Origin of the sequence: Candidatus Hydrogenedens sp. (genome assembly GCA_035378955.1) — a bacterium.
GTDB lineage: Bacteria > Hydrogenedentota > Hydrogenedentia > Hydrogenedentales > Hydrogenedentaceae > Hydrogenedens.
This window is the reverse complement of the sequence record DAOSUS010000009.1, coordinates 48,845-74,118: the sequence shown is the minus strand read 5'-3', so window position 1 is coordinate 74,118 and position 25,274 is coordinate 48,845. Positions and strand designations below refer to the sequence as shown.

Genomic DNA, 25,274 nt, shown 5'->3' with positions numbered 1-25,274 from the left:
TTATCACATGGCAAGTGATATACATTTAGAGCCCTGGTCTGAACATTTAGCATTACGGTATCGAATAGATGGGATGCTTCATCAAGTCGCACTCATCCCCCGAGAATATCAGTCTCGGATTATAGCACGAATAAAAATTTTATCCAATCTTGTTATTTACCGAAAGGATGTTCCTCAGGATGGTCGTATAGATTCAAATAAGACTACCTGTCAACGCCCTTTAAGGGTATCTATTGTTCCGACTATCAAAGGGGAAAAGGTTGTTATCCGCATTTTAGGAGAATCCCAGGATTTATTTCATCTTGATGTATTAGGTTTTCAACCTTATGTTGAGGAAAAACTTAAAGAATTAATTAAGAGAAATCAAGGAACGCTCTTACTCACAGGACCCAGTAGTAGTGGTAAGACCACGACTATCTATGCCATTATTCAGGAAATGATACAATCAAACCGTTCCTTGCCTAATATTGTTACCATAGAAGACCCTGTGGAGTATTCTATGGATAAAATTTCACAGATACAAATCAATCCTCATGTGGACTTCACATTTGCCAATGCTCTGCGTTCTATTTTACGGCAAGACCCGGAAGTAATTATGGTTGGAGAAATTCGCGATTATGAAACAGCCCACATTGCAATTCAGGCAGGACTTACAGGACATTTTGTGATTAGTACTATCCATAGCGGAACTGCAGCAGGTGTTTTTATTCGATTGCTGGATATGGGAATAGAACCTTATTTAGTGGCTTCTTCTGTAATCGCCACTTTAGCCCAACGGCTTATCCGTATTAATTGCCCGGATTGTATAGAAACTTATATACCTCATGTATCAACCTATTCGTTTTTTAACTTATCCGATAAAGAAGAGGTATTTTTTAAGAGCAAAGGTTGTTCTATGTGTCAGTATATTGGTTATAGAGGAAGGGCATGTATAGGTGAATTGCTACCTGTATCATCGGAAATAGAAGAATTGGTATTAAAACATCCTACCGCTTCACAATTGCATAACCTTGCAATTTCTCTGGGAATGGAAACGATGTCTGAAGATGGATTAAAAAAAGCACAAAAAGGGATTACAACCCTTGAAGAACTTATTCGCGTTTTGCCTTCAGGTTCTCATGTTTATTAAATTTCTATAAATTATTGGAGAAGAAATTATGTATCAAGGAGTAATCTTAGCCGCAGGACATGGAGCACGACTGGGTCCCTTCGGGGAACAAAATCCCAAACCGATTGTCCCTATTGCAAATAAACCTTTGATTGTTTACCAGATTGAAGCACTGAAATCTCTCGGTATTACAGATTTTATTATAGTCATTGGGCATTTAGGGTATCGAATTATACAAACATTAGGAGATGGAAGTAATTGGGGTGTTAATATTCGTTATGTAGAACAAGAAAAACGATTAGGATTGGCACATGCGGTAGGACAATTAGAACCTCATATCAAAGGACCTTTTTTTCTACTTTTAGGAGATATATTTTTCCATGCTCCTGATTTGAACCTCATGAGTGAAGTCATGTTACAAAATCAATGTGCCTGTGTATTAGCTACAAAGGAAGAAAACAATATTGAGAACATAAAGAAAAACTTCAGTGTTTATACTTCTAAGGACGGGTTTGTAACGAAAGTAATAGAAAAACCCAAATATCCCCAAACAAACTTAAAAGGATGCGGTATTTATTTATTTGATGAACGGATTTTTGAAGGTATTCGACGAACTCCTCGCACGGCATTAAGAGATGAATATGAACTGACCGATTCTATTCAGATTCTTATTGATTTTGGTTATCCTGTAAAAGCACTTTCGATTATTGAATGGGATGTAAATCTAACTTATATTAAAGACCTTATTACATGTTGTATTTACGAATTAGCAAGGCAGGGAAAAACATATATAACTGGGGATAATTGTAAATTAGGGCATAACTGTTCTCTGGATAACACTGTAATTGGGGATAATGTCACTATTGGAGATAACTGCACATTAAAGAAATGTGTGGTTTTAAATAATGCTTCTATTCCTGCAAACACACACCTTGAAAATTGCGTAATATCCCCCGAAGGTATTTTAGAATAAAAGTCTATTATTTTTGATGCTCATTTAGAGTTCCTGTTTCGGGATTATAATCCCATTCGCGGTCTTCGTAGGGATGTTGGGGGAGGAAAGTCATAACATTTTTATTTAATAATTCTTGAAGATTAGGAGGATAGGCCCCAAATCTTTCATAATACAGTTTTATTCCATTTTCCAATAAATGTTTGTTCCGTTCCAATTGTTCATCTAAAATTGTTGTATTCTCTACCTTACCTGATTTTGATATAAAAAACCTTCCACCTAACGGGTCGCGAATGGAATCCGTAGATAATCCTATTTCTTCCAATTTCTCTGGCAATTTATTATTTGTTTCTCTATATTTTTGTACTCGCGATGTTAACTCACGACAAATTTGTTTAATCTCCACCATTAGCAATTTTCTCTCGGCTAAATCGCGTAATAACTTATCCTCACTCTTTAATAAGTTTGACCACATGTCCCTTTCAATTTCTATCAAATCATGCTCGTAATTTAATTTTTCTGCCAAATCTACTATAAATTGCGGGGCTTTCCCCGTCGCGGAACTCATAGCAAGATACATTCCGGCAAGTTTTTTTGAATTAGGTTCATTGGCTCTATTCAGGAGATATATCATACCTGCCTCATAAGGTAAGTCCCATGTCTCTGGACGATAGTAAATTCCCCGATGGAGTAATTTCAGGGCGGCATCTGAATCTGCTCGTAAAGAGGATAAAAAGACACTACCAAAACGATATACTTCTCTAAAATAAGGGTCTAATTGAACAACCGCATTTAACATTTTTTCTAACCACTCAAAAGAAAAATCCCCATGAATTTCAGCACCTACATATAACAAACAATGTATCCATAAAAAATCCGCAATTACTGTATCTAATCCAGCGGTAAAATACCTTAATAACTTTTCATTGGGCAAATATAACAACTCTTTACTTTGAACTTTTGAAAATGATGCGATTCGATACTGGACACAAATAATTAATACCAGCAATGTAATAATAAGAAATAAATGGAATACTTTATTTCTAACGAAATAAGTTTTAAACATCTTTCCTCTGAAACATTAAGACCGCAAAATAAATAAAAAACATCGAATATAAGATTGCATATATAATTATATAAATCACATACACATAGGACACAGGAACCCCATTAACAACTTCAGAACGGATGTCAAAATTAGAAAAATTAGGCAATATGTAATATAGTGCTTGTAAAACGGGTTTACTCCATGTCCCTTCGAAATTCGGTGGAAGGTCAATTAACACTCCTGTTGAATGCCCAAATACATAAAAACAAAATACAATAATTGCTCCTAAAATAGGAGAACTTAAAGTAGAAAAGAGAACAGCAAGGGCTGTTACTAATAATAATTTCATAAAGATAAGGAACGAAGCGATAAAATACCAATGATTAATATCTCCGCCTAAAACAACAATATATATCGCAGATATAATACTCATCAAGACAACCACCCCGAAAATTAAAAGGGACAAACCTAAATATTTCCCGATAACAAACTCATAACGATGTAAAGGTTGGGCAATGATTGTATAAATCGTCCGTTTGTCAATTTCTTTATAAACAAGATTTGTTCCCACAAAAATAGCAATTAAAGCCCCAAAAACAGACATTCCCGCTAAGGATAAGTCTTTAATAATCTTTATATCCTGTCCAATACTTATCCATCCCACTGCTTTTGAGCCAATAATAACCACCCCTGCAAAAAGTAACAAAACATACAAAACTTTATCGCGAACAGATTCGCGGAAAGTATTTTGGGCTACTGCTAAAATTCTCATTTTTTTTATTCCTCAACTCGGGAATAGTAAATATCATTTTTCCTTATTTGACTATCTTCAACGATTTGCATTCTTATAAAGTAGTCTTCTAATGTTTCTCTTTGAGGGCTACATTCTATAATAACAGCACCTTTTTGTAGGCATTCGGTTATTACTTGATTGGCAATAGAAATATTTTCAAATCGGAATTGGAAATAGTCTTCCCATGTTCGGATTAATGTACCTTTTTTTTGCAATGGAGGTATTAGAGCCGTGTCTAAATTTTTGAATATTACTTCAACCTGTCGAATATCTTGTTGTAGAACTTCTCGAACATGCCCAATAGCAACCAATTTACCCTTTGATAATACACCTACTCTATCACACAATTGTTCTACATCACTTAAAACATGGGAACTAAAGAATATAGTCTTTCCCATCTCTTTTTGTTGTTGAATAAGTTCGCGGATATGTTTCCTTCCCACAGGGTCTAATCCACTCATAGGCTCATCTAAAATCAAAAAATCCGGATTTCCTACTAATGCTATAGCAAAACCTATTTTTTGTCTCATCCCTTTGGAAAAATTTTTCAATCTGATATCTGCAATTGGTTTTAAATCAAGAAGTTCAGAAAGTCTTAACCATTCTTGTTGTCTTTCTTTTGAATCTATGCCTTTTAATCTACAATAGAACTCGATAGTTTCCCTCGGTGTAAGATATTCATAAAAGTAAGGTTGTTCAGGAAGGTATCCAAGATTTTTTCTTGAATTGGGGTCTATAGTTTCTATACCGTTAATATATACCTTTCCGGAAGTAGGTATTAATAATCCACAAATCATCTTGATTGTTGTCGTTTTACCAGCACCGTTCCTCCCGAGAAAGCCAAAAACCTCCCCTTTATTTATTTCAAAAGAAAGGTCATTTACAGCGTAATATTCTTTTGAAGAAAATCCTGAGTATTTTTTTGTTAAATGAACCGTTTTTAGGATTGCAATTGTGTTCATACAATTGTTTTATTTTATCTATAAGTCTTTTTCTTCTGTTTTTGATGATTTCTTTTCTGAGCGAACAAACCAGTATGCAACAGCAACTGCAATTACTAATGCTCCTAATGCAAGAACATTAAAGGCTTCTACTTTATTAAAATCCATAATAATTACTTTCCTGCTAACAGCAATAAGTGCAGTAGCCACAACAACTCGGACATGAATTACATCTTCGCGGAGATAAATTATTATATTTTCATAAATCTCAATGGCTATCAAAACTCCTAAAAATGCACCAAAAATATCCACCAGGTCGTCTACCGTGAGGAAGAATTTAGGAACATTCCATATTTTAGACAACACAACACTAACAATATCCAGAGCAGAATAGGCAATAACAAAAACCATTATAATAGTCAGGAACCGAACTACCCAGCGGATACATTCCTGAGAAAATGCCATTACCTTTTGGTCAATATTATTCTCTTTCATTCTTATATATCCATTCTAACTACGATAATATACTTTTATCGTCTTGATTTCAAATGGAGTAATTGAAATTTTAACATTATTATTTGATACATCTAAAGAAACGGTATTTTCTTCTAATAGATTACACTCGTAGGCTTTCTTAATTCGGAATGGGAATGAAAGATTGACAAAACCTCTTGTTTTTCCTGCTTCATAAAGACGGATTATGATAGATTCATCTAATTCGCATTTCTTTACAGTCTCAATAATAACATTGGTATTATCAATCCAACATAAAGATATGCTTTCTTGTGTTGTTTCCTCTTTTTTATGGTGAGCATAAACATCTATAGGCACATTTAATTCATAAGCGGAACGGACAACAGATTTAACATTAAAATCTCCCCTATGAGGTAAAATAGCGTAGGTAAATATATGTTTTCCCTGGTCTGCTTCCATATCGGGAGCCATAGGAGAACGAAGGAGTGTTAGTGATATACGGCCTTTATATGCATCGTGTCCATATTTACAATCATTAATCAAAGCAACACCATAATCTGCTTCCGAAACATCTACCCATTTATGGGCACAAACTTCAAATTTTGCTCTATCCCATGAGGTATTTTGGTGTAAAGGTCGAACTATATGACCGAACTGTATTTCATTTTTAAATTCCTCCGCCAGAATATTAAAATAGAACCCCGTTTTTAATAATGTATGCTTCTCATGCCAATCTACTTCTGTTTTGAAATCTATCCGTCGATTTTTCGAATAGAAGACAATATCCTGAACAAGATTTGACCTCTTCCCTATCTTATATTCCCTACGAATTACATGCATAATAGACCCATCTTCAATTACTTTTGATGAAACGAGATTTTCTTCATATTGTATTTTATCTCTGTAATCCGAATTAATATCCCATGCATCCCAGCAAACAGGAATATCTTCCGCTGTATAAAGAGAATTTAAGGAATATCCTTCTTTTACAACCTCTCGATGTGCTTCTTTGTCCCATAGGCTAATAATTCTACCAGATTTATCAAACTTTACTTTATAAAAAGGTGTTTCTAATGTGTCATTGATATTGACAAAGGGACTTGGATTGATAGTTTCTATTTTTCTTAATGCAATGGGGATAATACTCATCGGTGGTAATGATACAGAAACATACAGTCCTTGCTGAGTTTGTTGGGTTTCCAGATTGTTGCCATTCACATCAATAGCAGCACTATATTCCTTATTGGGTATAAAAACGGTGTCATTTCTTTCCCATGGCAAAGAATTACAGATTAAATATCCGTTATTATTCGGGTCAGAATGAATTTTTGTTCCTAAAAATTCTATAGTTTTTTCTTGAATATCTTTTAATTCCTTTTCTATCTCCTCAAACTCTTTCTCCGCATCTTGATAAACTTCATGGATTGAACTACCGGGCAGTATATCGTGAAATTGATTTGTCAACAATTTTCTCCATAAAGTTTCTAATTTTTGCGATGGATATTCGTTCCCATAAATAAATGCCAAAGAAGCCCAAATCTCAACACTCCGCAGTAGCAATTCTAATTTTCGCATGTATTTCTTTGTTTTTGCCTGTGTTGTATATGTGCCTCGATGAAGTTCAAGATAGAGTTCCCCTACCCAACAAGGAATTTCATCTTTAATATCTTCTCGAAGTTTAGATAAAAATTCGGAAACATTTACAAAATCAACTTTGGGACATCCCTCCAAATCTTTCAACCGTCTGGCTATTTCAATCATTTCTAAAGTAGTCCCACCTCCTCCATCACCATATCCTATCGAACATAAAACGGCGTTCTGGATTTCTTTGTGTTGAACATAATTCCATGTTTCTTTAATAACAATAGGATTGGGAAAAGCATTGTAGCCATTGGTTCGGGTTGTTAAAAAATGTGTAAAAATACGAGAGCCATCTATTCCCTGCCACCAAAAAGTATCGTAGGGAAAGCGATTTGTATCATTCCAGTTTATTTTGCTCGTAACAAAGTTCTTTATATTGCATTTATTTAAGATTTGAGGTAAAGCAGAAGAATAACCAAAAACATCGGGTAACCATAATGTATCTGGAACATATCCAAAATATTTTTTTACTGCTTTTATTCCTTCCAAAAATTGTCGCACCAGGGACTCTCCCCCTGAAATATTGCAATCCGCTTCAACCCACATTCCGCCATTAGGTTCCCATCGTCCCTCTTTTACCCTTTTTACTATTTTTCCTAAAAGTTCTGGATAATTTTCTTCTATCATCCGATACAAAACAGGTTGTGACTGTATGAAACGGAATTCGGGATAGGTCTCCATCAGTAATAACATACTTGAAAAGGTGCGAGCGGCTTTCCGAATTGTCTCTTTAACAGGCCAGAGCCATCCAATATCAATATGAGCGTGTCCAACAATACCTATAAAAGGTGTTGTAGTACCATTATGACATTTCATTAAAGAGTTTATTACTTTTTGAGCAATCTTTACCGCAGTTTCTAACTCTTCCTCTGTCACCCAATGCATCGGAATACAGTCTAATGCTTCATTTAACCCTTTTAATATCCTGGCTCGTCTTAGAGAGTTTTTATCCAGGATTTTAGATGTTTGGAGTAAAGCAAGAGCATCGAAATATAACTGCGTTATATGAACTCTTTCATACAATAATTCACTTGATTCTAATTCAAGAGGTGGCTCACTTTCAGGTGCCTCTCCCACCGAATGTAAAGTCCTTACTCTAATATCATAACCTTCTACGCCGGGAAATGGGTGTCCACAATATGCCTCTACATAAATATTATATTGTTCCCCACCTTTGGAATAAGGATTTAGTAATACTGCTGGATGTTTTATATCCATTCCAGCATAAGGCTTGCCATTCACAAACAGTAATTTTTCTGCGACACTATCATGCCTGTAATATATCCGATAACCTTTATATTGTTTAGGTATTTCTATTTGCCCACGAAACCAAACAGTTTCCCAATGACTACCCCATTTAGAACCAATAGGGGCAGGGTTATATTCAAGATGTTCCGGAGGAGTTCTAAAATGCTCCTTTGTTACCGCCATTTCTAAATCAACATCACCTATTTTTCCATAACGCCATTTATTAATAACTTCAAGACGGTGTTCCAATTTGTGTTCTACTTCTAACGGAAGCATTTCTTTTCCCTTTCTTTACTTTAATTATTTTAAAAAAATCCTACTTTCTGGATAATGTATATAACCATTATTTTTTCGATAAACTACCTTTGGTAAGTCCCCATATACTCGGATGTGGAAAGTATATGCCCTTCCATTGCTTTTAACAATTCTGACTTCTTTATACCTGCAGACAAATCCAATACTATATCCAGAGCATATAATTTAAAATAATACCTATGAGGCTTACCTGGAGGAGGAGCAGGACCGTTATATCCAATCTTTCGGAAATCGTTCATACCCTGTTTAGCACCGTTAGAGAGTGTATTTTGTTTGGGAACTCCCTCGGGGAGACCCTTTTCCGAAGAAGGAATGTTAAAAATAACCCAATGAACCCATGTTCCTACAGGGGCATCCGGGTCGTCTGAAATTAGTGCCAATGACTTCGTTCCTTCTGGGACACCATCCCAACTTAACGGTGGAGAAACATCAACACCATCTCCCGTATATTTTTTGGGAATAGTAGAACCCATCTTAAATGCTGAACTGGTAATAGTTAAACGAGAAGATGACATATCCGCAATTCCTATGTTTTTAGTATCTTCACTCCATAAATATAAAGTCAATAAAGATATTAAAGTAAAAACAAGAAAAAATTGTTTTTTCATATTATTAAAACCTATTCTTTAAATAAATTATAAATCAGTTGTTGGATAAAAGTAAATATACCCTGTAATTATTAATCCAACAATTTTTTATTTTTTAATACGAATTACTTCTCCCACCTGAAGGACTTTCTTCTCATCAAAATTATTAATTTCTTTAAGTTCCTTTAAAGAAATTCCTAACTTTTTAGAAATTGTATATAAAGAGTCTCCTTTTTGGACGGTGTAGGTATCTATTTTAGATTGCTTTTTATCTTGCTGTGGTATAACTTGTGGCTTGGCTGTAGCAGTTACTTCAGATACTTGAACTCTATCTTTGTTATCTATTTTTTCGCCCTGTTTTACTACCGCTCGTATTTTTATTTCCTGACCAATTTTCAATTGTTTTGAGGTATCTAAATTGTTCCATTGAGTTAATTCGTTCACAGAAATGTTATTTTTCCTTGCTATTGACCATAAATTATCTCCGGGTTGCACACGATATAAGACAAAATCTGTGGGAACAATATTTTCTTTTACAGATGTTTTTTCTTTTGATATTTGCGAGGTATTGCTTTTATTATTCGTTATCTCCCGAGACAAGATAATTTTTTGTCCAATTTGTAAATTAGAATTTTCATTCAGGTTATTTAACTCCATAATATTTTTTATGCTTGTATTGTTTTCTCTTGCAATCTTAGAGAGAGTATCCCCCTGTTTTACAAGGTATACATTTCCCTGAGATTTTTCCTCTTTGGGTTGGGTATTCTCTTTTATCTCAGGGTCATATAAATATATTTTTTGTCCTATTTTAAGCGTGGAATTATCATCCAATTTATTCCATTGTTTTAATTTACCTATATCAATCTTATAAAGAGAAGCAATTTTCCCAAGTGTATCTCCTTTCTGAATTTCGTGCACTTTATTTTCATTGTTTATTTCGGTATTTTTATTATCTTTTGGAATATCCGTAGAAACTGTTATTGGTCTTGTGTCTTGTGTTTTCTTGATTGTTTCTTTCCCGACAACCAGCCTTTGACCTATATGCAATATTGATTTCGCTGAAAGATTGTTCATCTGCATAATCTTTTCAGGTTCCGTAGAATATGTTTTAGATATTGAATTAATAGTATCTCCTGCTTTAACTACATGATAAATATCTCTTGTTTGCTGTTTCTCTTCTTCATGGGGAATAGATTGGGATACCTCAACATTTTGAGAGGGAAGTGGCTTTATGGATATTCTATCCCCCACTTTCAATCTCTGGTCACTTTTCATATTATTCCATACTGCTAAATTTTCTACTTCAATGTTATATTTCTTCGCTATAGAAAATAAGGTCTCCCCTTTTTGAACAAGATGGTAATCTTTGGTTTCTTGTTCAAGTTCTTTTTTAGCTTCTTTATCTTCACTTTTAGCAAAACTAAAACGCCCTTTCTTTGAGAGAGGAACTTGTATTTCCATTCCTGCCTTTACAGATTTCACGCTATTGAAATCATTGATTTTCAGCAATTCATTAACGGAAATGTCATATTTTTGTGCAATATGATAAGCAGTTTCACCTTTCTTAACTTTATATGTGATTACTTCGGCTTGCTTAATAGATGGATTATTTAGCATTGCCAATAATTTTGAGCCATCTCCTGCAGGTATCATTAATTTACATCCTGTAGGTGGAGTGGTTCCTCGAATTAAAAATGGGTTCCAGGAAGAAAGTGTTCCCGCTGTATAACCCATGGCTCTATCTAATGCATCCAGTGCATACATCCCGCTAACTTCAACTTCATCCCATTTAATGGGTTGATAAGGGGAAGGTGAAAAACCGTAAGGAACTGGGTCGTTACAAATGAGTATATAAGCAAGAAACCGCGGGAGATATTTTTTTGTTTCATCTCTAATTTCATAAGAGGCGGGAGGTGTTTCGATAAGTGTCCAAAAGTTCCTATTTCTCCCATTGGCTTCAATTTTACGCATTAATGCCCCTTCTCCCATATTATAAGCACTTATAGCCAGATTCCAATCCCCTTTAAAAAAGTTGTGAAGATTGGTTAAATATTCAATAGCATGAGATGTTGCAATGACCCAATTATATCTTTCATCTATATATGAGTCAATTCTCATATTGTAGTGTTCGCCTGTTGAACGAATAAATTGCCACATACCCGCAGCACCTGCAGAAGAGTATGCTTTTAGTTTATACATACTTTCTACCATCGCCAACCAACATAATTCCTGAGGTAAGCCTGCCTTTTTTAGAGATTCCCTTATATAAGGGACATAATAACCACTTCGGTCCAAGCCTTCCTGAAAACGGTCTGGATACCTCGTTTGAGCGTCTTCAATTTCATATAAAACTCTTTCTGGGACAGGAAAAGGAATATCAATAGAACTATAAGGTGGAGAACCTTTCAGTCCTTCTATTATCTTATATGTATTCATAGACTGAAGGTTTATTTTCTTTTCTGATTCCGGAAGCATGTCCCTTTCCCATGATTCTAAATCACGAAAAATACAGGGGACGATTCCGACACTTATTAATGTCCTACGGGCAGTTAAATATTTTTCCTGAGCAGTCTTTTTATCATTTTTCTGAAGTGCATTTTGGGCTTCTTCAAAATAGGCATTGGCTATTCGAATAGATTGAACTGGTGATGCTGTTGCCACAGGAGGTAATTCTTGAGATGGGATTTCTGGAGGGGGTACAGGTCTAAAATGGATAGGTTTTAATCTATGTTCTTTTGCACATCCTGATAATAAACTTATAACTACAGAGACACAAATCAAACCCAAATAAGAAATCGAATAATATAATTTTTTTCTATTCATAAATTCATAAGCCTGAATTATAAATTTGATTTTTATTTGTATATAACTATAACACAACTAATAGGGTGAGAAAAAATGATAATACAATTAGTAGTTGCTTTTTTGTTAAAGATTTAGACTTGTTTCCACAATTTTCTTAAGGTCTTCAAATTGAAATGGCTTTTCCAGACAAAGGCTTCTTACTTTTTGTAGGAATTTTTGTGTGGATAGGTTCATGCTGTCAGCAGTTATCAATATCACTTTATTAGGAGGATATTTTCTTTCTTCTATTATGTAATTATATAACTGATAACCTGTTATGGAACCCGGAAGTTGAATATCAAGGATAATTGAATCATAATTTTGCTGTTTTAATTTTATAATTGCTTCATCTGTAGAATAAGCACTGGTAATATCCATACCCGACTTTTTCAGAGAGATTATAATAAGTTGGTGCAAATCTTTATCATCTTCTACAATAAGTAATTGATATTTCTTGAGTTGTGGAAAAATTTCTTGTGTGTAATTTTCATCCATATTTTCTTGATATAGAGGAATAGTTAAAACAAATTCTGCTCCTCCTAAAACCCCTTCTTTAACTTGAATTGTTCCTCCAATTGATTCAATTACTGCTTTTGCAAGTGTTAGCCCTAAACCTAATGTCTTCGAATTGTCATCTGTAGTAAAAAAAGGTTCAAATATTTTTCTTTTGATTTCCTCTGGAATACCCGGGCCATCATCCATTATAGAAATAACAACATTGTTTTCTTTCACGCTCATATCAACGATAACTTCATTTTCTGCATATTTAACAGCATTATTTATAATGGATATAAGAGACTGAGCAAATTGCCGTGGAATACAAGAGATATATACTGCAGGACCTGGAAAACGAAATGCTACATTTTTTGGACATTTTGCAGAATAAACAGGAAGGACGATAGAACGAATCAAAGCATTTACTTCAACTTTTATAACTCCTTCATTGGAAATTCCTTTATATTCATAAATTTGATTTATAATGGAACGGCACTTTTCACAGTTTTTCTGAAGTTTTTCAACAACACTTTTTAGTAGAGGTTCATGGATACTACTGGCAAGGATTTCTATAGCACCAGACATAACAGTTAAAGGATTTTTTAAATGTCGTGCCAATGTTATTGATAATTGAGAGGCTATGGAATCCTGTTGAGAAAGCATTAAATATTTTTCTACATTCTTCTCCATTCGTCTTTGTTCTGTTATATTGTTAATAGTACTTAAAATGGCTTTTACTTTTTTTTGTTCATCGAAAAGTGGTGCAATAACAATTACCAACCAAACAGTACCTGATGGAGTATCTAAATTTATTTCTTCTACAAAGGTTTTCCCTTCTTTTAGTGCTTTTTCACATATACACTCTCTCAGATTTTTCTTCTTTTTCATTAAATAACAACAAAACCGTTCGTTCATATCAATTTGTTTTACAGGTTCAGGAAGGTCATCCCAGTTTATAGAATATAATACCTTCTTTTGGGAGTCAATGATTTGACTTACTAAAGGAATATAAGGCAGTAAGTATTCACCGAGATATTTCAAAATGTCAGACATAGAAAAACGAGCAGAAAATTCGGGTTCTATAAGTAGCACTAATTCTCTTTTTTGTTGTTCTTCATCAAAAATAAAATTGGCTGAAAAATTAGCTGGGATTATCGTTTCCTCATCACTTTTTATTCCCCCTTTAAAAATAAAAGGTCCGACAAGACTTCTATGTTTCAATATCCGTTTTATTTCCTTTCTCGCTTTCTCATCACAGAATAAAAAAAAGGATTTATTTACTAACTCTTCCTCATATTCTTTGACTATTTTAGGGAAGTATTTGTTTGTTTCAAATATATTTGCATCCATATCCAGAATAACTAATGGCTTATCACAACAATCCATTAACAAATTCATTTTTCTTCGTATCAAGGAATTTGAAGAATCGTCCATAATCAGACCTTGTGTTTACTACTTGATTGACTTATGTAGAAACATAAATATCTCATTGATTTTAACTACATTTGCCTATTCCAAATTTGAAAATACTCACCTATTTTACAACCAATATTAGAGGACCTAATTTGCTTTTAAATTACCTTCTATCATATTAGCACTATTGGGATTAGAAATCAACATTGCATTATTTTCGAAGGGTAGATGGAGAAGAAATAAAGGGGTATTTTTTAAAGTAGGCACATAAGTATCTGTTTCCCATTTTTTTAATCCCAATCGCACTTGTTTTCCTGCAACTCCGTCTACAGGCAAACCCATTTCTCTCTGTAAATTCTTTACTGCTTTTTGTGTTTCCTCATCAAATTTATTTGTGTTATTGTTTTTGGATAACCATCCCCCTCTTTGTAGAAGTGTTTTTATCTGGGCAACAGAATCACCGGAAGAACCTATTGATAAAGATTTAACTTTAGAGTCATCTTTCCATGGGATAACGGAAAGGTTTGTAAAAATGGCACGGAATTGGTCTTTGGAAACTTCTACTAATTTCTGTGAACCCAAAAATAAAACAACTTTATCTCCTTTTTCTTGAACAAGAGAACCCCAAAATTCTTTTTCATTCTGTTTCATATACACCATTGAAGGTAAGCCAATGGTCAAAATTTGAGAGACAGTTGTTTGTAACACTTCTGCAGATAAACCATTTTCATTAAAAAAGCGAACCAATCCCTGCGGGGAATTATCATCGGGTTGACTTTTCACTTGAGCCATATTCCACATTCTTAATAAAAGTAAGGCACCTTCTACACGACTCTTTTCTGCATCTACATTTAGTTCTTCTATCATTTGAACTGTATCATCTGTTTTTTGTGGCATTTCCTCAAAAAAGCGTTTCCACAAACCCTCAATTAATTTTGCAGAAAATTCTGGACTAATATCGTCGCCCGTTTTTTTACTAACTGCTTCAACTTGTGATGTAGAATTTGGGGTTGTATCAGAATTTGGTGTATGTGGAGAGAAAATATTATTAAAATTCCTTAATTCCTGAGCCATTTCATTTATAGGGATATACCAGATACGAAAAGCAATCAGAATTAAAGCAATTCCGACAATTAAAGACGGGCTTGGGATAAATTTTTTCCAGTCTCTTTTTTTCGTAGGTGTGCGTTGAGGATTTTCCAATTGTCCATGAAGTTCTTTTAATGCCTGCTTGACGATATCATGGTCTATTACTTTCTTTTCACGGGTATAACCCACCAGCAAAGACCTATCACAGATAGAATTTATAAGACGGGGAATTCCTTTACTATGTTTATAAATCAGTTTATAGGCTTTGGGAGAAAATTGGATTCTCTTTTTTCCGCCTGCAATATGAATTCTATAAGCAATGTATTGGCGTGTCTCTTGTTCATCCAGAGCATTCAGATGATAACGGGCTGTTATTCGTTGATTTAACTGTCTTAATTCATGAAGTTTAAGACGGTCTAACAATTCGGGCTGTCCAATAAGAACAATTTGCAATAATTTTTCCTTTTCTGTTTCTAAATTGGACAATAATCGGATTTGTTCTAAAACAGGCGGTGTAAGGTTTTGTGCTTCATCAATAACCAAAACACAATTTTTCTGTTGCCGCGATTTGGATAAAAGAAATTCATTTAACTGGTCTGTTAAATCAAGTAGTGTTTCTGCCTTTGTTTGAACTCCAAATTCGGTAAGAATTCTTTTTAACAATTCCACAGGATTCAGACAGGGATTAAAAATAAAAGCAAGTTCTGTATCGGGGTCGAGTTGAGATAAAAGGGCACGGCAAATAGTAGTCTTGCCAGTCCCAATCTCCCCTGTTACCATAATAAAACCCATTCTGTTTTTTATTCCAAACAAAAGATGGGCAAAAGCCTCTTTGTGTTTCTCACTCAAAAAGAGGTATTTAGGGTCAGGAGTAAGACTAAATAGTTTTTCTTTTAATCCGTAAAAAGATTCATACATATTAAATATAACGATTGCTTTTCCTGTAAATATTTATTTCTTTATATTTTACCGATTTTTAATACCAAATAGAAAACGACTATTATATTTGATTATTAAATTGATATAATATAATACAGTTTATATTGTAGTTTTCTCTTAGTCTATGGGACAAAAGAGAATCCTTTAATTTAATTTAACTTATAACTATTTTGGAGGTTATATCTATGAAAGATAGCCAGTTAACTCGTCGTGCGTTTCTTGCTGTTAGCACAACATTTGCTGTGGCTGGAACAGCCTTTGCAAAAAAACAAAAAATAAACACTGCCAGTGTCGTTCCAAGAAAAGTTTCCCCGAATGAGAAACTTAATATCGCAGGAATCGGAGTAGGAGGACAGGGAAAAGGTGACATTATGAATTGCAAGAGTGAAAACATTATTGCTCTTTGTGATGTAGACGATAAGAGAGCAGAGGAAACCTTTTATCTACTCCCGAATGCTAAAAGATACAAAGATTATCGGAAAATGTTGGAAGAGATGGATAAAGAAATAGACGCTGTCATAATTTCTACTCCCGACCATATACATGCCCCGGCAGCATATATGGCTATGATGATGGGTAAACATGTCCGCGTGCAAAAGCCATTGACCCATACTATTGCTGAAGCCCGTTTATTAACTAAAATTGCGAAAGAAACAGGCGTAATTACACAGATGGGAAATCAGGGACATGCTGGCGATGGCGTTCGTGAGTTATGTGAAATGATTTGGGCTGGTGCTATAGGTGATGTGAAAGAAGCCCATATATGGACAAATCGTCCTATCTGGCCTCAAGGTATTGAAAAGCCCTTACCTAAACGAGATATCCCTCCTACGATTGACTGGAATTTGTGGATAGGTCCGGCTCCCATGAGAGATTATAATCCGGGTTATGCTCCGTTCAAATGGAGAGGTTGGTGGGATTTCGGATGTGGTGCTATTGGAGACATGGCTTGCCATATTATGGACCCCGCATTCTGGGCACTGAAATTATATGAAGCACCTAAATATACTGTAGAAGTTCTGCAACAGGAAGGAATGAATAAACAAACAGCACCGAAGAAATCCATTATAAAATACCAATTCCCTGCTCGTGGAAATATGCCTCCTGTAGATGTATACTGGTATGATGGTGGTCTTTTACCCAAACGACCTGAAGGTATACCGGCAGATGAAAAATTAGGTGATGGTGATAATGGCTCCTTGTTTGTTGGGACAAACGGTTATCTTACTTCGGGTTGCTACGGAGGTGATTCCAGATTAGTTCCTGCGGAAAAGATGAAAGATTATAAGAAACCGGAACCTACTATTCCGCGAATCCCTGAAGAAAACCCATTTAAGAACTGGATAGAAAGTATCAAAACAAATCAGAAAGCATGTTCCGATTTTGAATATGCAGGACCTCTTACAGAAGTCGCTAATATTGGAAATGTAGCACTCTGGGCGGGTGAAAAAATTGAATTTGATGTTGCTTCCATGAAGATTACAAATGTTAAGAAAGCCAATAAGTACTTAACAAAAGAATATCGTAAAGGTTGGGAATTACCTTTATAAATCCCTTAGAAATTAATTTCTAATTTCATATCGCAAGTTAAAAGCCTTGTAAGTTCTATCTTACAAGGCTTTTCTATTTCATTCTCCAATTTCTCAATCGAATAGAATTTTATTTTTTTAGGCATTTTACCTTTTATAATGAAACATCCTATAACAGCGGCAATCTCATCTTCCCATATAAGGGTCGTGTAGTTATAGACAGGGATATTCCACAAGTTAAAACCATTAAGTTTTTGGGGATGACTTTTTTTTATTGTAGATAATACCCTATTCAAAACTTTTTTTTGATTTTCTAAAGGGGATTGTAATTTGTATAATGATTCATATACCGTCCATAGAGATAATAATACAGAAGGATGTTCATCTAAACAGTCCAATAACATTTTTTCATTTAAAAATTGTTTTATTTTTTCTGTTTTCCTTTTTGAGTTTTCTATGTCAATTCCTATTGGAGATACTGAATACAATGCAAACACCATCCATTTATCCGTGTGACTGATAGAAAGGTAAACCGTTTGTGCAGGAGAAGGAAAATATTTATTTATTAATATTTCTTCTTTTCTTTTTATGGAATTATAGTAATGTATATTTACGTTATTTGTGTGCATAATATATAGGAACAGAAATCTGCTTAATAATATCTCTTTTCTTCGTTTTTGTGATTGGCACATGGAAATATATTTAACAAATTCAGATGTGAAAATCTGGTTATTCTGAAAAAAAATAGATAAATCTTGTTCCGATAATATGTCCATAGGGATAAACAAAATGGAGATATTTTCATCCAATAATAAATAGGCCATAAGGGAAAATTTTATTTCTTTCTCTCGTATATGTGCAATGCTCTACCAGAAGGTAAAATGTATTGTTTATAAACATAGTTTTCTCGGAATTCTGCTTCAACAGCCATTTCGCGGTCACTGACAAATCGAGGTTCTTTATTCCCCGTAGCAGAACCGAACATAATATAATCGGGTTTTCTTGAAAGAACATATTTCCCATCCCCTTTTTCATGTCCAGCAAAACCTTTCCCTAATGTCTTTATTTCTCTATGTGCTATATGTTCATCATTAAGACCTAACATATCAATTGTCTTTAAACGGGAATAATAAGCAACACTTCCTGCTGTATTTGTAGCAAGCAGAGAATCCGGAGGAACATTATCTCTAAGCCATAAACCGACTTCCTTACCCCTCTCAGCAACCACATCAGCCACAATCCTTTCATAAAGGTAGGGGTCATTCTTTAATTGCCACAAATTGAAACATACAATAATAAGTACCAACAATAAACTACGGAGATATGACACACCAGGGAAGAATATGGAGTAAGCACTGACAGCGACAAATAATGGTGTTATAGGAGTAAAAAAACGATGTGCAGGCATACAATCTCCACCTACCGATATAACATAAAGCATATTCAACATGACTGCTAAACTCATCGAAAAAACGACATAACCTCTATTCCCTAATGTTTGTAGAGGAAATATTTGAAGCATGATAAATGGAGCCCAGATAAGAGAAGTGCCTTTCAGGAAATAGAAGGCATAGGTTAATCCTCTTTTAATTTGCTCTTTCGATGAACCTACTTTCACATAAAAGGTATTGGGTAGTAACCACCCATAATAGTTATAACGCCAGATAAAATATGGAACAAACAGAAGTGAAAAGCCTAATATAATAAATATAGGGTTTAGATATTGCCTTTCTTTCAGGGAATGGAGCAACGAACAAAAGACGAGAATGGGAAGAATTATGCCCGCATCGGGTCGAGACATCACAGCAAGAGCTATTACAACTCCCACTAAAAAATAGCCTGATAATGATACTGTATTTCGTGAAACAAAAGCACCGAATAATAGTACTGACAGGAAAATTAAAAACGCCGTCATGTTTGTTTCCATACCGCTCATAGTCCAGGAAGTAAAAGCACCCATAGAACCTAAAATTAGAACACCTGCAACAGAAACTAACCAATGGGTACCTTTAATAATTTTATGGACACGAGACATTAGGAATATAGTAATAAATGTAAAAAGGACACCGAGAATTTTTGAGGTTATAGGTAGGTCGAAACCTATTTTATGTAAGCCTGCTAATAATACAACCCATAAAAAACAGGTATAGCCCTCTACATATTCGCCTTCGTTGTAAACAATACCTTTTCCTTCTGAAAAATTTTCTGCATATCGAAACGCAATGTATGCATCATCTAATGTCCATGGCTGTAAATAATAGTTATACAAAGCCACTATTATTAATGAAACACCCAGAGATAAGAGGACAATTAGTTCAGCATATCGGGAAATATCAAAATTTTTTATCTTCTCTATTATCTTAATAAAAGGAAAACCTTTGTATAAATTCATAAATCAACCTCTGCGTAATTTTATTGTCCACCATATACTATACATAAAATAGTAAAGAACATATATTAGTGACAAATAAATATAAACATGATGATTAGGATAATTATAGAGAGATAATACGATAAGAAATGCCCAAATTGAAACTAAAATGAGATTTAATAAACGGTACTGAACGGCTCTGCTGGGATACAGGTAGCGAATGGGAACAAATACCAATATAGTTAAAGACAAAATTATTATAAAATTGATTTTTTCCGAAAAATCTAAAAGAAATATATAAAGTACGACAATGTTCCAATAAGAAGGAAACCCTTTGAACCAATGGTCTTCTGTTTTTGCGTCGGATTGGCAAAATTGATAAGCAGAAGAAAGGGTTATCAAAATTGAAGACAATAAATTTAATTTGTAAGGAACACTATGGGTCTCATATAAAAAACTGGCGGGAACTATCACATAGGTAAAATAATCAACTATATTATCTAACAAAGCACCATCAAAATTGGGCAAGATATCTTTTACTTTGAATGCACGAGCCAGTATACCATCTATAGAGTCTATAAAAACAGATACAGCCATCCATGTAAATGCTAATAGCCATTGGTGTCTGCCGATAGCAATAATCGCTAAAAAGCCAAAAACAGCACCCATCGCTGTAAATAAATGTATAGACCATGCCAAAGCATATTGAATGCAGGAATACTTTTTATCGTTCTTCATAGGTAAGCAATCTGTTTGTTCTTATGCCCTCAATCTTTTCTATTATCATGTAATAATTTTACCTTTTTGCGAAGGTAATAAAAAAGCAATAATTCGGTCAGTATAACAAAAATTACAAGAAATGTTATATATTTGTAAGATATTGTCACCCCATATTTATCTACTAAAAAACCGAAGACAAGACTTCCCACGACACCACCTAATCCTACGAGCCCTTCATTAATGGAAGCCCTTCCATGTCGAAGAACAGGATTGTTGACACTATAATAGGTACTAGCAAAAAAGGTTAAACCATGGTTCGCACCGATTACGGCAAAAGATAAACATATTAAAAGGATACTTTTTGTTTCAGATAAAAGGAAAAATGTAATAGCACATATTCCTTGAGAAATAATAAGTAAAGAGATACGATGTTTCCAGAAATAGGTCCACGCAAACAGTAAAAAAACACCGGCTGTAGTAAAAGCCATCATTGCGGAAGGCCAGGAAAACTTTGTTGCCGGGTCTCCTGTTAGGACGGGACTAACTGTATCTTCAAATAAAAAGCGAAGTTCATTGTTTGAAACCAATTTTTTTAGATGTTCAGCATAAGTAGAACGAGGAATAATTGACATTAAGTTTGCGAGAAAAACCCCTATCCAAAAAGGATATAAAAATAAGTTGTTTGTTTCATCTTCATTGGGGTTATTTTCAGAATTCTTTATGGAGTTCTCTTCCAGATTATAATGACTGTTTTCGTTTTGTATAAATAAAAGAAAAATAAAAGACAAAATACTTATAAAAAATATTAGGATATAGGGCAATCTAAAATCAATATCATAAAGAGGCCCTGCAACTAACGGACTAATTGTAAAACCTAAACTCCAGGCAATATTGAAAAAGGCAAGATTTCGCTGTCTTTTGGCTTCATTAGTTTCTGTCCCTACCCATGCATAGAAAGCAGGCCAAGAAATTGCCATACCTATAAAGGCTATTGCAGATAGTAGATAAAAGGCATACTTATAAGGGAAGAAAGGATAGAAGGGATAGGAAAAGGTAAAAATAATAACTCCCCATCTTGCCCATGACAATATGTTTTTCGATTTTCCCACCACTCTTGACATTATAAGACAGGTAATTGTATAAGTTGCCATTTGTATAGCAAAGACATTTCCAGAAATAGCCGTATTACCATTAGGAATATGTTCAAGGATGAGGAAAGGCAGTGCTACAACACCTGCCATTATGGCAAAATCTACCCAAAAGCCAACCTGACATAGTAAAAAGAAAGACATAATTCTTTTATGGAACATACTACTCTATTTCTTTATGTTTCATGGGACATTATAGGATTAGGTAAATTAATGGATTATCGTTTATATGCAAGGAAAACTGCAAATTTTAAAAATTAGGAATTTATCCAATCGTTTTATGGAATCGGAATGAGGCAATGAAAAGGATAACGATACCCATAGCAGCGAGAATAGCACCGTTATGCCACAAGTCCCAGAAACCTGCATTACGAAGAATAATTCCGCGTAAAATTCGAATAAAATAAGTAGCAGGAACAATCTGTCCAAACCAATAAATAATTTTGGGCATGGTTTCTTGTGGGAACATAAAACCGGAAAGAAGGAAGGACGGTAATAATATAAGAAAGGAAATTTGTAATGCTTGAATTTGATTTTGAGCAAAAGTCGAAACTAATAGCCCCATACCTAATGTAGTGAAGAGAAATATACCTGCAAAGAAAGCAAGAAGGAAAATACTTCCTGCAATAGGAACTTGAAACAAAAATCGCATTAAAAACAAAACAGATGCTGTTTCACATATTCCTACTCCTAAGAAAGGAATCAATTTGCCCAACATTAGTCCAAAGCGTGATACAGGTGTAACGACTAATTGTTCTAATGTTCTTTGTTCCTTTTCTTTGACAATAGCAAAAGATGTTAGTAACATTATCACTACTTGAAGGATAACGCCACATAAACCCGGAATCATAAAATTTGCTGTTCGCATATCGGGATTGAATAATACACGAGGTCGCATATCAATAGGGAACTGAGGGGGCAAGGATTTTGTTTTGTTTAATACTTTTATTGAAGCCCTCAATCCGATGGCATTGCTCACATTTAAAGCCTGCATGGCTACTGTAGAATCACTGCCATCAATGAGAATTTGCACACTTACATGTTCATTTTTTAATACACGGTCTGTGTAGTAGGGAGGAATGTGAATTCCAACACGCACATCTCCCCTACGCATAGCCGTAGCCATTTCTTCTTCATTGTTGAAAATCTTAACAACATCAAAATAGCCTGAATTAACAAACTGGTCTACTAAATTTCTACTTTCTATTTTTTTATCTTGATTTAATAATCCTGTCCGAATATTTTTTATATCCAAATTGACCGCAAATCCGAAAATAATAAGTTCAATACTTGGAATAACTAACATTAAAAAAAGGCTTCGTGGGTCTCTAATAATATGCCGTGTTTCCTTATAAACAATTGCAAAAAGCCCTTGAAACATATACCTACTTTCCAAAAGAACGAGTTAAAGTTACAAAAACATCTTCAAGTGTCGGTGGCACTAATCGTAAACTCTGAATATGAAATCCTTTTTTCTGGATAGATTGCTGAAGTTCTTCTTCACTTCCTTGTTGAATGAGAATATGAATAACATCGGAAAACATAGTGGCATCCCTTACAAAAGGCATTTTTAACAACTCACGCATGGCTTCTGTAAGTCGGTCTATTCTAATCTCATAACGCATAAACCCCTCAGGCGTTACCTGGGGCATCTTTTTTAATTCTTCAGGAGAACCATAAGCGATAAGTTTTGAAAAATAGATATACCCCAGATGAGAACATCGTTCTGCTTCGTCCATATAATGAGTAGTAACAAAAAAAGTTGTTCCGCGTGCTGAAAGGTCGAATAAAAGATTCCATAGGTCACGACGGGCAACAGGGTCAATTCCTGCTGTAGGTTCATCTAAAAATAACAATTGAGGATTATGAACCAGTGAACAGGCAAGGGCAAGTCTTTGTTTCCACCCTCCAGATAAAGATCCCGATAATTGGTTTAGGTATGGTTTTATCTCTACAATATTAATTACTTCGTCAATTCGTTCTCTTCTTTGTTTTCGGGGGATACCATAAATTCTTGCATAGAAAGTAATATTTTCAAGAACAGTAAGGTCAGAGTATAAGCTAAATTGTTGTGACATATAACCTATAGACTTTTTTACCTCTTCACTTTCCGAAACCACATCAAATCCTAAAACCCTTGCTTCGCCGGAGGTAGGACGGAGAATTCCACATAACATGCGAATTAGCGTTGTTTTTCCAGAACCATTTGGACCTAAAAAACCAAATATATCTCTTTTGCGAACTGTTAAAGAAACATGATCTACAGCAGTGTAAGAACCAAATTTTCGGGATAATTCATTTACCTCAATTACTGCAGGATTAACCTGTTGAGAAATTGGGTTATTTTCTACCTCTGACAAATTTATACTCATTGTATCAACGAACTTTCACAGTAGCAGTCATTCCTGCACGAAGTTTACCACCGTATGAGTTTAACGACAATTTTACAGCAAACACCTGTTGTATTCTCTCTTCCTGTGTCTGCAAATTTCTTGGAGTAAATTCACCTTCGGAAGCAATGTAGATAATTTTCCCTGAAAATGTTTCATTCTTGTGAGCATCTGTATAGAAATTTAATGTTTGCCCAATGGAAATATGACCCAATATATAGGCAGGGACATAGATAACCATTTCTAAATCATCTGGATTTACAATACGGATACAGGGACCCGGTGGGACTATATCTCCTTTGCGAACAGATACAGATTCTACAATACCATCAATGGGTGATTTTACAGTGCATTCTTTCAGAACGGTTTCTGCTCGTGATAATTCGGCTCGAGCTGATTCTAATGCTGATTCCGCAGAACGAATATCTTCAACTCGCGGTCCTCTTTTTATTTCATCAAACATAGCAACTGAGCGTTCCCAATTCGCTTTTGCTGCTTCTATTTCTTCATCACGGGCACCTTTTTGTAGTTGCTTATGTCTTTCTTCGGCTACACGATATTCTGCTTTTGCCTTTTCAAAAAGGATTTTTGTCTGTTCCCATTCTTTTTTAGAAATAGCCCCTTCGTTAAATAGTCGTTCTGCTCTTTCATAATCTTGTTTGGCTATTTCAAAGGCAGATTTTGCGGATTCTAAGGTAGCCTTTGCGGATTGTTTATCTTCTTCTCTTGCACCTGTAAGCAGAAGCCGATATTGTGCTTCTGCTGTTTTTACGGCATTTTCTACCTGACGGAGTTCTTCCTCTGTAGCACCTTTTTTTAGTTTCTCTACCAAAGATTCAGCACGCTTAACCCCGGCAAGAGCAGATTGATACATTGCCTCTTGTTGGGCGCAATCAAACTGAATTAAGGTAGTATCTTTTTTTACTACATCCCCTTCCCTAACAAAAACATCAATAACACGACCTCCAACTGTTGAACCTGGAGTATGAACTTTGCATTCAATTTGTCCTGAAACTAAAAAGGAAGTTCTTTCTTCTTTATTGCATGAACAAAATACAATAGAACTAATTAAAAGTATTACAAAAAAGTTATTGCTGAAAATCTTATATTTCATTTTTTTGTCAAAATATATTTTGTAAAAATTAGTTTTTCAATATTGTCATTAAAAATTCAAGTAGAAAATAATAACTTACTTAAAATAATAAATACAAAATAAAGAGAAGATGCAG

At 34.6% G+C, this 25,274-nt stretch carries 19 protein-coding genes; 3 read left to right on the top strand and 16 right to left on the bottom strand.

Features of this window, described 5'->3' with window-relative positions; genetic code table 11:
* The coding region (locus tag PLA12_03765) for a GspE/PulE family protein (GenBank protein HOQ31612.1) at positions 1 to 1,129 on the top strand (1,129 nt) is incomplete at its 5' end.
* A gap of 28 nt (positions 1,130 to 1,157) precedes the next feature.
* A complete protein-coding gene (locus PLA12_03760) occupies positions 1,158 to 2,081 on the top strand; it encodes a sugar phosphate nucleotidyltransferase (GenBank protein HOQ31611.1) in 924 nt (307 codons plus the stop codon).
* Between the two features lie 7 nt (positions 2,082 to 2,088).
* On the opposite strand, the gene PLA12_03755 is transcribed toward PLA12_03760, so the two are convergent.
* The 9 genes from PLA12_03755 to PLA12_03715 all read right to left on the bottom strand — a co-directional run bounded on the left by PLA12_03755 (position 2,089) and on the right by PLA12_03715 (position 15,866).
* Positions 2,089 to 3,126, bottom strand: coding sequence for a hypothetical protein (locus PLA12_03755; protein ID HOQ31610.1), 1,038 nt, complete (start codon positions 3,124 to 3,126; stop codon positions 2,089 to 2,091).
* Positions 3,119 to 3,880, bottom strand: coding sequence for an ABC transporter permease (locus PLA12_03750; GenBank protein ID HOQ31609.1), 762 nt, complete (start codon positions 3,878 to 3,880; stop codon positions 3,119 to 3,121). The genes PLA12_03755 and PLA12_03750 overlap by 8 nt, the downstream gene beginning before the upstream one ends.
* A 5-nt stretch (positions 3,881 to 3,885) precedes the next feature.
* Positions 3,886 to 4,863, bottom strand: coding sequence for an ABC transporter ATP-binding protein (locus tag PLA12_03745; protein ID HOQ31608.1), 978 nt, complete (start codon positions 4,861 to 4,863; stop codon positions 3,886 to 3,888).
* Positions 4,864 to 4,881: 18 nt separating this feature from the next.
* Positions 4,882 to 5,337, bottom strand: a complete 456-nt coding sequence (locus tag PLA12_03740; GenBank protein HOQ31607.1) for a phosphate-starvation-inducible PsiE family protein — start codon at positions 5,335 to 5,337, stop codon at positions 4,882 to 4,884.
* Between the two features lie 15 nt (positions 5,338 to 5,352).
* Positions 5,353 to 8,481 carry a glycoside hydrolase family 38 C-terminal domain-containing protein gene (locus tag PLA12_03735; protein ID HOQ31606.1) on the bottom strand — a complete coding sequence of 1,043 codons (3,129 nt, stop codon included), beginning with the start codon at positions 8,479 to 8,481 and terminating at the stop codon, positions 5,353 to 5,355.
* Positions 8,482 to 8,564: 83 nt separating this feature from the next.
* The gene (locus tag PLA12_03730) at positions 8,565 to 9,128 is read right to left on the bottom strand and encodes a YbhB/YbcL family Raf kinase inhibitor-like protein (protein HOQ31605.1); all 564 of its coding nucleotides are present in this window, start codon (positions 9,126 to 9,128) and stop codon (positions 8,565 to 8,567) included.
* Positions 9,129 to 9,215: 87 nt separating this feature from the next.
* Positions 9,216 to 11,930 carry a LysM peptidoglycan-binding domain-containing protein gene (locus PLA12_03725; GenBank protein ID HOQ31604.1) on the bottom strand — a complete coding sequence of 905 codons (2,715 nt, stop codon included), beginning with the start codon at positions 11,928 to 11,930 and terminating at the stop codon, positions 9,216 to 9,218.
* Between the two features lie 105 nt (positions 11,931 to 12,035).
* Positions 12,036 to 13,880 (bottom strand): response regulator, encoded by a 1,845-nt coding sequence (locus tag PLA12_03720; protein HOQ31603.1) that lies wholly within the window; start codon positions 13,878 to 13,880, stop codon positions 12,036 to 12,038.
* A gap of 126 nt (positions 13,881 to 14,006) precedes the next feature.
* Entirely contained in the window at positions 14,007 to 15,866 is a 1,860-nt protein-coding gene (locus PLA12_03715; protein ID HOQ31602.1) for an AAA family ATPase, read from the bottom strand.
* A 206-nt stretch (positions 15,867 to 16,072) separates the two neighbouring features.
* Between PLA12_03715 and PLA12_03710 the strand changes: the two genes are divergently transcribed.
* The gene (locus tag PLA12_03710) at positions 16,073 to 17,437 is read left to right on the top strand and encodes a Gfo/Idh/MocA family oxidoreductase (GenBank protein ID HOQ31601.1); all 1,365 of its coding nucleotides are present in this window, start codon (positions 16,073 to 16,075) and stop codon (positions 17,435 to 17,437) included.
* A 5-nt stretch (positions 17,438 to 17,442) separates the two neighbouring features.
* Here PLA12_03710 and PLA12_03705 read toward each other — a convergent pair whose 3' ends face one another.
* The 7 genes from PLA12_03705 to PLA12_03675 all read right to left on the bottom strand — a co-directional run bounded on the left by PLA12_03705 (position 17,443) and on the right by PLA12_03675 (position 25,159).
* A complete protein-coding gene (locus PLA12_03705; GenBank protein HOQ31600.1) occupies positions 17,443 to 17,916 on the bottom strand; it encodes a hypothetical protein in 474 nt (157 codons plus the stop codon).
* Positions 17,917 to 18,251: 335 nt separating this feature from the next.
* Complete coding sequence (locus PLA12_03700; GenBank protein ID HOQ31599.1) at positions 18,252 to 19,808, bottom strand: hypothetical protein; 1,557 nt, start codon at positions 19,806 to 19,808, stop codon at positions 18,252 to 18,254.
* Between the two features lie 3 nt (positions 19,809 to 19,811).
* Positions 19,812 to 20,525, bottom strand: coding sequence for a CDP-alcohol phosphatidyltransferase family protein (locus tag PLA12_03695; protein HOQ31598.1), 714 nt, complete (start codon positions 20,523 to 20,525; stop codon positions 19,812 to 19,814).
* A gap of 29 nt (positions 20,526 to 20,554) precedes the next feature.
* Complete coding sequence (locus tag PLA12_03690; protein ID HOQ31597.1) at positions 20,555 to 21,817, bottom strand: MFS transporter; 1,263 nt, start codon at positions 21,815 to 21,817, stop codon at positions 20,555 to 20,557.
* A 103-nt stretch (positions 21,818 to 21,920) separates the two neighbouring features.
* Complete coding sequence (locus PLA12_03685) at positions 21,921 to 23,036, bottom strand: ABC transporter permease (GenBank protein HOQ31596.1); 1,116 nt, start codon at positions 23,034 to 23,036, stop codon at positions 21,921 to 21,923.
* A gap of 4 nt (positions 23,037 to 23,040) precedes the next feature.
* Complete coding sequence (locus PLA12_03680; protein HOQ31595.1) at positions 23,041 to 24,015, bottom strand: ABC transporter ATP-binding protein; 975 nt, start codon at positions 24,013 to 24,015, stop codon at positions 23,041 to 23,043.
* 16 nt (positions 24,016 to 24,031) lie between these two features.
* Positions 24,032 to 25,159, bottom strand: coding sequence for an efflux RND transporter periplasmic adaptor subunit (locus PLA12_03675; protein ID HOQ31594.1), 1,128 nt, complete (start codon positions 25,157 to 25,159; stop codon positions 24,032 to 24,034).
* Positions 25,160 to 25,274: the final 115 nt, after the last annotated feature.

What these genes read in the sequence shown, in the direction of transcription:
- PLA12_03760 (HOQ31611.1), top strand. Translation starts at nt 1,158, where the DNA reads ATGTATCAAGGAGTAATCTTAGCCGCAGGACATGGAGCACGACTGGGT.
- PLA12_03755 (HOQ31610.1), bottom strand. Translation starts at nt 3,126, where the DNA reads ATGTTTAAAACTTATTTCGTTAGAAATAAAGTATTCCATTTATTTCTT.
- PLA12_03750 (HOQ31609.1), bottom strand. Translation starts at nt 3,880, where the DNA reads ATGAGAATTTTAGCAGTAGCCCAAAATACTTTCCGCGAATCTGTTCGC.
- PLA12_03745 (HOQ31608.1), bottom strand. Translation starts at nt 4,863, where the DNA reads ATGAACACAATTGCAATCCTAAAAACGGTTCATTTAACAAAAAAATAC.
- PLA12_03740 (HOQ31607.1), bottom strand. Translation starts at nt 5,337, where the DNA reads ATGAAAGAGAATAATATTGACCAAAAGGTAATGGCATTTTCTCAGGAA.
- PLA12_03735 (HOQ31606.1), bottom strand. Translation starts at nt 8,481, where the DNA reads ATGCTTCCGTTAGAAGTAGAACACAAATTGGAACACCGTCTTGAAGTT.
- PLA12_03730 (HOQ31605.1), bottom strand. Translation starts at nt 9,128, where the DNA reads ATGAAAAAACAATTTTTTCTTGTTTTTACTTTAATATCTTTATTGACT.
- PLA12_03725 (HOQ31604.1), bottom strand. Translation starts at nt 11,930, where the DNA reads ATGAATAGAAAAAAATTATATTATTCGATTTCTTATTTGGGTTTGATT.
- PLA12_03720 (HOQ31603.1), bottom strand. Translation starts at nt 13,880, where the DNA reads ATGGACGATTCTTCAAATTCCTTGATACGAAGAAAAATGAATTTGTTA.
- PLA12_03715 (HOQ31602.1), bottom strand. Translation starts at nt 15,866, where the DNA reads ATGTATGAATCTTTTTACGGATTAAAAGAAAAACTATTTAGTCTTACT.
- PLA12_03710 (HOQ31601.1), top strand. Translation starts at nt 16,073, where the DNA reads ATGAAAGATAGCCAGTTAACTCGTCGTGCGTTTCTTGCTGTTAGCACA.
- PLA12_03705 (HOQ31600.1), bottom strand. Translation starts at nt 17,916, where the DNA reads ATGGTGTTTGCATTGTATTCAGTATCTCCAATAGGAATTGACATAGAA.
- PLA12_03700 (HOQ31599.1), bottom strand. Translation starts at nt 19,808, where the DNA reads ATGAATTTATACAAAGGTTTTCCTTTTATTAAGATAATAGAGAAGATA.
- PLA12_03695 (HOQ31598.1), bottom strand. Translation starts at nt 20,525, where the DNA reads ATGAAGAACGATAAAAAGTATTCCTGCATTCAATATGCTTTGGCATGG.
- PLA12_03690 (HOQ31597.1), bottom strand. Translation starts at nt 21,817, where the DNA reads ATGTTCCATAAAAGAATTATGTCTTTCTTTTTACTATGTCAGGTTGGC.
- PLA12_03685 (HOQ31596.1), bottom strand. Translation starts at nt 23,036, where the DNA reads ATGTTTCAAGGGCTTTTTGCAATTGTTTATAAGGAAACACGGCATATT.
- PLA12_03675 (HOQ31594.1), bottom strand. Translation starts at nt 25,159, where the DNA reads ATGAAATATAAGATTTTCAGCAATAACTTTTTTGTAATACTTTTAATT.